The organism is Candidatus Hakubella thermalkaliphila, assembly GCF_013281975.1.
GTDB classification, from domain to species: Bacteria; Actinomycetota; Humimicrobiia; order Hakubellales; family Hakubellaceae; genus Hakubella; species Hakubella thermalkaliphila.
In genome coordinates this window covers 1-8,339 of record NZ_BLRZ01000088.1, presented here as the reverse complement: position 1 = coordinate 8,339, position 8,339 = coordinate 1, and the positions used below count along the sequence as shown (strand labels likewise).

Here is an 8,339-nt window from a genome sequence, read left to right as displayed (position 1 = left end):
CTCCTCGTACTGCTGAAGGAGCCACTCCTCCAGTACCATGCCCTGATAGATCTCCACCACCGGTCCGGTCAGGTACACATAGCCATCCTCTTGCCAGTCCACTTCCAGATCTCCTCCGGGAAGGTGAACCACCACCTTCCGATCCGCAAAGTTGCTTCTTGCTGAAGCTACTGCTGCCGCACATGCTCCTGTGCCGCAGGCAAGAGTTTCTCCTACTCCTCTCTCCCACACTCTTGCTTCTAGCTCATCCCTTTGGAGAACAGAGACGAACTCCACGTTGGTTCTCTGGGGGAAGAAGCGCGAGTTTTCCAGAAGAGGGCCCAGTTTTTCCACTGGAGCTGAGGCGACCTCGTCCACAAAGAGGACGCAGTGGGGATTTCCCATAGATAGGGCCGTGATTTTCAGGGTCAGGTTGTCGATAAGAATTCCTTCCTGTATGGCCTCTCCCCTCTCCCCGGCCATGGGAATCCTGGATTTCTCGAAGACGGGCATGCCCATGTTGACGGTTATTCGATCCGCCCGTCCCTCTCTAAGAGCCAGCTTCAAACATTTTATCCCCGCTCCGGTCTCCACAGTAAGAGCTAGCCGGTCGATAAGGCCGTGATCATAAACGTACTTGCCCAGGCATCGTATCCCATTGCCACACATCTCTGCTTCTGAACCATCAGTATTATAAATACGCATCCTAAAGTCAGCCACCCGAGAGGGTAGCAGAAGGAGGACACCATCTGCTCCCACTCCAAATCTTCGCCGGCATAGATGATGGATCAGATGCGGCGGAAGATCTACTTCCTCTTTAAGGCCATCTATGAGAATAAAGTCATTGCCCTGGCTGTGAAATTTCACAAAGTTCAAAGGGTACACCTCTTTCCTTTAAAACGCGGATCATCTGGTTAACCAGCTCCCCTTCGTTCTCACCAGAGGAAACATCTAGCCATAAAATTCTTGGATCTCTTCGAAACCAGGTCAGCTGTTTTTTGGCCAACCTGCGGCTGTTTCTCTTAATCAGGCGCACCATCTCTTCAAAATCGATCTTTCCCTGGAGATAGAGCATAACCTCCTTATATCCTATGGACTGAGCCAGAACCGGAGAGTTGTCATATCCCTTCTCCATCAACCCCTTGACCTCTTCCACCAGCCCTTTCTCCAGCATCCCGTCCACCCGTTTTTCTATCCTGGAGTAAAGGACGTCTTTGGGAGCTGTCAGACCAAACATGGTCAGGTCATAGACGGAGCGACGTTTGCCCCATTCTCCACCAAAGGAGGAAAGGGGTTTTCCGGTGAGACGATAAACCTCCAAAGCTCTGATAATCCTCCTGGTGTCACCGGCACTGATTTTCGCCGCATACCAGGGATCAATTCTTTGTAGCTCTTCCCAAAGAACTTCTCTCCCCTTCTCCGCCAGCTCTTGGGTCAATTTCTTTCTTTCTTCCAGACTTAGGGCATTCTCGGCGAAACGAAGATCATCAATGACACTTCGGAGGTAAAGGCCCGATCCTCCCACCAGAATGGGCAGTCGTTTTCTTTCGATTATACCCTGTATTTCCTGCCTGGCAAGTCTCTGATATTCGGCGACCGTAATAGGGTGGTCAAGGTCAAAACTATCTACCAGATGATGAGGCACTGTAGACATAATTTCCGGCTCTGGCCTGGCCGTACCTACATCCATCTGGCGATAAAGTTGGGAAGAATCAGCGGATACGATTTCTCCGCCTACCAATGTGGCTAAACTGGCAGAAACACGAGTTTTGCCGACAGCAGTTGGACCTACGATGGCAATAAGGATGCCCTTCTTAACTTCCCGCCGAGAAGTCCCCTTCCGTAAGGGAGGGGATGAGAGGCAGGAAATCCCTTGTCTTTTTCCTGTTTCTATGATATACTCCTCCCAGTGTCAACCTGCAGGCGTGAGGGGTCGTAATACCAATATGCCTGTATCCATGTATTACGTAAAGCCGAACCTGGTAAGCAGGCAGACACAGTAGGGCAGGAACTGCCCGAATTCAGGCCTGATGGAGGCACCGCAGGTTGCCGATGAAGCAGGAAGCTCCTTCCGTAAGGTAGGAGTAGTTCACTTTCGATAATCCTCTTTCACCCATTAAGTGCTCTCTTTATGTCTTGTGACCTGGAATCGGAAAAGCTCGTACTTTTCGGAGGGACTGAGACCTGCTTTTCTGAGAGCTATTTTTACCTGGGCCTCCGGAGTGTCTACCCCTTCCAGATCTGGAAGCAGAAGACCTACTGCTGGTCCCGACTTAACTATTACTCCGTATTTGCGCGGATCTAACTGCGACATATTAGCTACTTTCTCCCGCTCACCCAGGATATCTACGGAGAAAGATAGGTCTTCCAGTTCATCTTCGGTAAGGGCCGGAAAGCGAGGATCCCTGGTGGCTGCAGATATGGCATTATGGATGATCTCCTCAGCCAGATTTTTCCTCACTGGATGGATAGTTCCTATACAGCCCCTGAGACTCCCCCTTTTCTTGATACACATAAAAACCCCGGCCCTTTGATTTCTCAGGAGGAGATCAGCATGCTCTCCTGAGAGAACTCTTCCATGGCGGATGTAGGCTTCTATAGCCTTCCTGGCTAGCTCCACATAGGGATTTTTGTCCGACGAGGCCTCATCCTTCTCCAAGAGACTGCTCCTTTGCTCCTCCATTTTAAAGAGTGTTGAGCTTAACTCTACAGCGATACTTAAGAATCTTGGTTCAATATGTAGGGCAATTTCTTTAATTGAACCACAATATATTGTATGTATTCAGGTAAATGACGTTGTAGTGTTAACCTGGGCCACCAGGTAGCCTACCCCAAAGGGGCCTTCGTAGGAGAGAAATTCGCATTGGTAGTTTTTTCTATCAAGGCATCCGTGAAGAGTAATCAAAGGTCGGAGTCCACACTCACCAGCGCTTTCGATGAGATCAGCATCCAATGTGGTAAGAGAGGCAAGATCTCCGCTCCGGACTATCTCTACAATCTTTTCATCGAACTCTCTGCCCCGGGGGCTATAGCCAGCAGGAGCCCCAGGAATGAGACGGTGGGACAGGTCTCCGGATGCCACAAAAATGGTTCTCTCTCCCCTCTTCTCGACTACTTCGTCCAGTAGAGAGCCCCACTTTTGGTGAGACTTGTAGTCCAGGCCGGAGATAGACACATTGACAATTTTGGACCGATAGTTTCTAGCCAGGTAGTAGAGAGGGACCAGGACACCGTGGTCCAGGCCACCATATCTGCCAAAAGTGGTCCTGCGACTGGTGAAGGGAGTTACCTCCAGATGATGAGTGCGGGCCGCGTTTGTAACCTCTTCCACGAAGGATAGGTCGTTATCAAAGCGGAACTCCAGGTGAGAAGCGCCAAAAGCAGAGAAGTCACCATACAAAGGTTGGTCATTGTTGATGGCGATGGAATCATAAAAAAAGGGACTATGAGGTGAGATAACGATCATCAGTTCTGGCTTGATTCTCTGAACCTCTTCGGCCAGGAGATTAAGAGAATCGATGGTCTTTCTCACCTTTGAGATTTCCCCTCTCCCTATCTCAGGAACAATAATAGGAGGATGAGGGGCTATGATGCCTCGAATTATGCCACCCATTTATTGTTCATCGCCTTTATTGGGTCTCGGATACAGCCAGAGCCTTAGCGACGATAGTGTTGACTTGGGTCAAGATGTTATTAAGCCTCTCCTCGCTTTCCAGGAGAAGCCGGATCGTTTCATCCTTTTCCAGAAGTTCCTGAAGCTCTTTCAATCTCTCCAGCTCTTCAGGAGAGATCTCCTGGTTGTTGTTCTTTTTAGATAAAAGACTCCTTTGCAGATTTTTATAGTCGTTGTAGAGAATGAAAGAATCCGGATTCCTGATCAACTGTTTTCTATAGTAGAGAACGTTTTGGAGCTCCTCGGATTCTGCTATAGCTTGTTCTAACTCATGAGCTTTTTCAATTATTCTGGACAATCTTGAGCCCCTGGTTCAGGAGAAGGACTTTAATCTGAAATTCTTTGCAACTCTCCCTTGAAAATAACCCAATTTTCATGTGACGTGGTGCGCCGCGGCACATGGGCGATTCCTTTTAAAGAAAAAGCACCGGCATCAACTATCTTAACACTTACCATTTTCCCTATCAACTCTGAGCTGCCAGGGAAGTTGACCACCTTATTATTATCAGTCCTTCCCCAAATCTCACCAGGGTCCTTCTTACTCCTTCCCTCTACCAGTACCGTTACACATCTACCGATGTAGGATCTATTCTTTTGCCAGGAGATCTCCTTCTGTAGATCATTGACCATCCTGAATCTCCTCTGCTTCTCAGCTTTAGATATCCTATCCTCCATCATAGAGGCAGTTGTTCCGGGGCGGGGAGAGAATTCGAAAATGAAAGCTTGATCGAAGCGACATTTCTTGAGCATATCCACTGTATCCCAGAAGTCCTCTTCTTCCTCAGAGAGATAGCCCACGATTATGTCCGTGGACAGAGCCACCTCTGGTATTCTCTCCTGAATCAAGGAGGCCAAATGGAGAAAGTGTTCCCGAGTGTATTTTCTATTCATATGAGACAGTATCCGGTTTGATCCTGACTGAAGGGGAAGATGGATGTGGTTACAGATATTCTCCCTCTGGGCGATCAGATCTATAACTTCCGGGCTCAAGTCTTTGGGATGAGAGGTAGCAAACCTTATTCTCTTGACCCCTTCTATTTGAGAGACAGCTTCCAGGAGATGGAAGAACCCCCTGCCGTTCCCGTCATGGTAGGAATTGACGTTCTGACCCAGAAGGGTGATTTCCACAACCCCATCATTGACCAGTTCCTGAGCCTCTGTGAGGACCTCCTCAAAAGGCCTGCTGTGCTCCCGGCCTCGGACGTAAGGGACGATACAGTAGCTACAGAAATTGTTGCAGCCGGTCATAATGGGTAGCCAGGCTTTGAAGGCAGATTTTCTCTTGGAGGGAAGGGAGGTGATCTCTTGTTGCGGCTTATCCCTGGCCTGGCAAAGGCGGGCCTTTTTCTCTTCGCTCATCCTGATCAGATGGGGCAGGGCGCCCAGGTCATTAGGACCCACCACTATATCCACATGAGGAGATCTTTCCAACAGGTCCTCTTTCATTTTTTGGGCAATGCACCCGGCAACTACTACCTTCAGGCTTCTTTTTCTTTCCTTGAGGGATGCAAGCTGGCTCAGGTGGCCGAACAGCCTGTTATCGGCATTTTCCCGAACGCTACAGGTGTTATAAATTATGACTTCGGCCTGGCCTATCTCCAGAGTCTCCTGGAAATGACATTCCGAGAGAAGTCCTGCTATGCGCTCCGAGTCATGCTTGTTCATCTGGCACCCGAAGGTGCGGATGTAAAACTTCTTACCCATAGTAGTGATGTAGTAAAAGCTTCGATAGCCTCTTGTGCTCCTGGCGCAATTCGTCCACCAGTTGATCGGATATCAGTACCGAACCCAGACTCTCATTATCTTGAGAGCCCGGGCCATGAAAATCGGATCCACCAGTTTTGACCAGCCCTAACTCCTCGGCTATTTGGGCGTACCGGGAGGTCAGCCAGGGGTCATGTTTGGGATAATATACTTCAATACCTCGCACACCCTTTTCTGCCAGGAAGCGGATCTTGTCCTCAGATCCCAGAAGGCCGGGATGAGCGAGTACCGGAACTGAGTTTGCCCTGATGAGAATGGAGATAACCTCTTCTGGTTCTGAAAGGAACTTGGGAACATAAAATCGGCTCTCCTTGCTCAGGTACCTGGCAAAAGCGTCTCCCACGCTCTGCGCATATCCTTTTCTAATCAGCTCCCGGGCCAGGTGGACTCGGCCCACCGACCCGCCCTGGCTGTCGGCCAGAATTTGGTCGAAATCAAGATCTATACTGAAATCTGTCAATTTATCCACTATTTTCCCGGCTCTGACCAGGCGTTTCTCCCGCAACTCAGCCAGATGTCTTTGGAGAGAGATATTTTTGTGATCGACAAAATAGCCGATAAAGTGGAAATCCCCCATTTCTGACTCACTGGACAATTCTACAGATGGTATGACCTCGATCTGCTTCCGGAGGCCATAGTCGAGAGCTCTCTCCACACCCTCCACGCTATCATGATCAGCAATGGAGATGGTTCTTATTCCCAAACTTCTGGCCATGTCCACGATTTGCTCTGGAGTACAGCTCCCATCTGAGGCGCTGCTGTGAATGTGAAGGTCAGCAGCCATTTCCCCTTCTCCCCCTGGGAAACCTGGTTCTTCTACCTGGCGTATTCGATAGCCCTGGTCTCCCGGATCACCGTAACTTTAATCTGGCCAGCGTATTCCAGCTCCTCTTCGATCTTTTTGGCCAGCTCCCGGGCGATACGAGCTGACTGAACGTCATCTATAATCTCTGGTTGCACCACGACTCGCACTTCTCTTCCTGCTTGCATGGCAAAACTCTTCTCCACGCCTTTGAATTCGTTGGCTATCCTCTCAATGTTCTCCAGCCTCTTGACGTAGCTTTCCAGATTCTCTCGTCTGGCTCCTGGCCTGGCTCCGGAAATGGCATCAGCAGCCTGGATCAAAACAGCCAGGATAGACTGAGGCTCTCGATCATTATGGTGGCTCTCTATAGCATGACAAATATCCTCAGGTTCGTTCAGACGCCGGGCCAAATCGGCTCCTATAATAGCGTGAGCGCCTTCTACCTCGTGGTCGATAGCCTTTCCTATGTCGTGAAGCAGCCCGGCTCTTTTGGCCTTCTTGATTCCAAGGCCCAGTTCAGCGGCCATGATCCCGGCCAGATGAGCTGTTTCTATGGAATGTTGGAGGACGTTCTGCCCATAACTGCTACGAAATCTCAGCCTGCCCAGAACTTTGATCAGCTCATTGGGCAGCCCCGAAACACCGGTCTCAAAAATGGCCCGTTCACCTTCCTGCTTGATCTGTTCGTTAACCTCGGCAGTGGCCCTGCCAAACATCTCCTCGATACGGGCCGGCTGAATTCTGCCGTCAGCGATTAAATTTTCCAGTGTTACTCGCGCGGTCTCCCTCCTTATAGGATCAAAACTAGAGAGAATAACTGCTTCAGGCGTATCATCAATAATCAGGTTTATGCCAGTCAAATTTTCGAAAGCCCGGATGTTCCTCCCTTCTCGTCCTATTATTCTGCCCTTCATCTCATCAGAGGGCAGGGAGACTACCGAGACAGTGGTCTCAGCCACATGGTTGGAGGCACATCTCTGAATGGCCAGAGAGATTATCTTCTTTGCTCTCTTCTCAGCTTCCTCACTGGCTTCCAGTTCGATCTCCCTTATCTTCTTGGCACTTTCATAACGAGCTTCCTCTTCCAGCCGCTTCATTAGCAAAGCTTTAGCTTCCGCCGCGGAGAGGTCAGCTATGGCCTCTAGTTTAAGTCTCTCCTTTCGCAGAACTTCGCTCAGCTCTGCCTGAATTCTGGCACTTTCCTTCTCCTGAGAGCTTATCTGTTTCTCTTTCTGCTCCAGCTTTATGGATCTCTCTTCCAGAAGCTCCTCTCTCTGAAGCAATTTACTCTCCAGGCGTTGAAGCTCTGCTCTTCTCTCCCGAATCTCCCTTTCGGCTTCGGTCCTCAGGTTATAAATCTCATCCTTAGCCTCGAGCAAAGCTTCCTTCTTGGCCGCTGAGGCCTGCTTCTCTGCTTCCTGAACCAGTCTTCTAGCTGTGGCCTCCGCAGATTCTACCCTGGCCTTGCCGAGCAGGTTTCTTAACAGATATCCCAGGGCTACCCCTGCTGCTGCCGAGAGAATTATAAATGTTAAATAGATGTAGAAGTCTATAGTTCCGATCTCATCTCACCCCCTTAAATTAATTAAGCCGAGCTGTGCTCGGCTTAATGCTTTTCGCTTATTTAGGGACTGAGGTTTCTCAGTCTCTTTCAGAAAGATCTTTTAATTGGAACATTGTCCTTGGGAGCTCACTCACGAAGCCCTGGTCATCCTGCTGCCAGGATGAGGGACTCCAAAAACCTACCTTTTTTCTATCCTTGACCAAGATCCTATGAAGTTAGGCCTCCCCTTTGACCTTGCGAGAATTAAGAGAAATAACCTACAACTTCTAAACGCCAGGAGACCTGGCTGTAAGTAAGTCATTTGTCCATTTTCCTGACAAACGTCCCTTATCCATCTTGCTAGCAAGCCACCTGCTCCTGTTGTCACGTAGGCCCTTCTCTTGTCTTGGCAATGACCCAATCTGAGCTGAATTTATCATGATCCACACAAATAATAAGCAAAAAGCATTAGCCTTTTTGTATTCTAATATGATCTGCCAGGCTGTGTCAATGATACCCTCCTATTATGCTGTGTTATCTGACGTTCGCCACGCATTGTGTTCCTATCCTGCATA

At 49.3% G+C, this 8,339-nt stretch carries 8 protein-coding genes; all 8 read right to left on the bottom strand.

Annotated elements, in window-relative coordinates:
* Positions 1-846 (bottom strand): diaminopimelate epimerase (gene dapF, locus HW443_RS08190; RefSeq protein WP_308751094.1); only part of this gene is annotated, 846 nt, incomplete at its 3' end.
* The gene (gene miaA, locus HW443_RS08185) at positions 821-1,774 is read right to left on the bottom strand and encodes a tRNA (adenosine(37)-N6)-dimethylallyltransferase MiaA (protein WP_246273163.1); all 954 of its coding nucleotides are present in this window, start codon (positions 1,772-1,774) and stop codon (positions 821-823) included. The genes dapF and miaA, both read right to left, overlap by 26 nt.
* Positions 1,775-2,095: 321 nt before the next feature.
* On the bottom strand, positions 2,096-2,638 hold the full coding sequence (amrA, locus tag HW443_RS08180) for an AmmeMemoRadiSam system protein A (protein WP_246273159.1): 543 nt from the start codon (positions 2,636-2,638) through the stop codon (positions 2,096-2,098).
* A 123-nt stretch (positions 2,639-2,761) separates the two neighbouring features.
* Positions 2,762-3,592, bottom strand: a complete 831-nt coding sequence (gene amrB, locus HW443_RS08175; RefSeq protein WP_176230899.1) for an AmmeMemoRadiSam system protein B — start codon at positions 3,590-3,592, stop codon at positions 2,762-2,764.
* Between the two features lie 16 nt (positions 3,593-3,608).
* Complete coding sequence (locus tag HW443_RS08170) at positions 3,609-3,950, bottom strand: YlbF family regulator (RefSeq protein WP_176230898.1); 342 nt, start codon at positions 3,948-3,950, stop codon at positions 3,609-3,611.
* A 29-nt stretch (positions 3,951-3,979) separates the two neighbouring features.
* Entirely contained in the window at positions 3,980-5,356 is a 1,377-nt protein-coding gene (miaB, locus tag HW443_RS08165; RefSeq protein ID WP_176230897.1) for a tRNA (N6-isopentenyl adenosine(37)-C2)-methylthiotransferase MiaB, read from the bottom strand.
* Positions 5,349-6,200 (bottom strand): PHP domain-containing protein, encoded by an 852-nt coding sequence (locus HW443_RS08160; RefSeq protein WP_176230896.1) that lies wholly within the window; start codon positions 6,198-6,200, stop codon positions 5,349-5,351. Before HW443_RS08160 ends, miaB begins: the two co-directional genes overlap by 8 nt.
* Before the next feature lie 32 nt (positions 6,201-6,232).
* Positions 6,233-7,774 carry a ribonuclease Y gene (rny, locus tag HW443_RS08155; RefSeq protein ID WP_407079595.1) on the bottom strand — a complete coding sequence of 514 codons (1,542 nt, stop codon included), beginning with the start codon at positions 7,772-7,774 and terminating at the stop codon, positions 6,233-6,235.
* Positions 7,775-8,339 lie beyond the last annotated feature (565 nt).

Coding starts and splice junctions, on each gene's coding strand:
- amrB (WP_176230899.1), bottom strand. CDS start 3,592: ATGGGTGGCATAATTCGAGGCATCATAGCCCCTCATCCTCCTATTATT.
- miaB (WP_176230897.1), bottom strand. CDS start 5,356: ATGGGTAAGAAGTTTTACATCCGCACCTTCGGGTGCCAGATGAACAAG.
- HW443_RS08160 (WP_176230896.1), bottom strand. CDS start 6,200: ATGGCTGCTGACCTTCACATTCACAGCAGCGCCTCAGATGGGAGCTGT.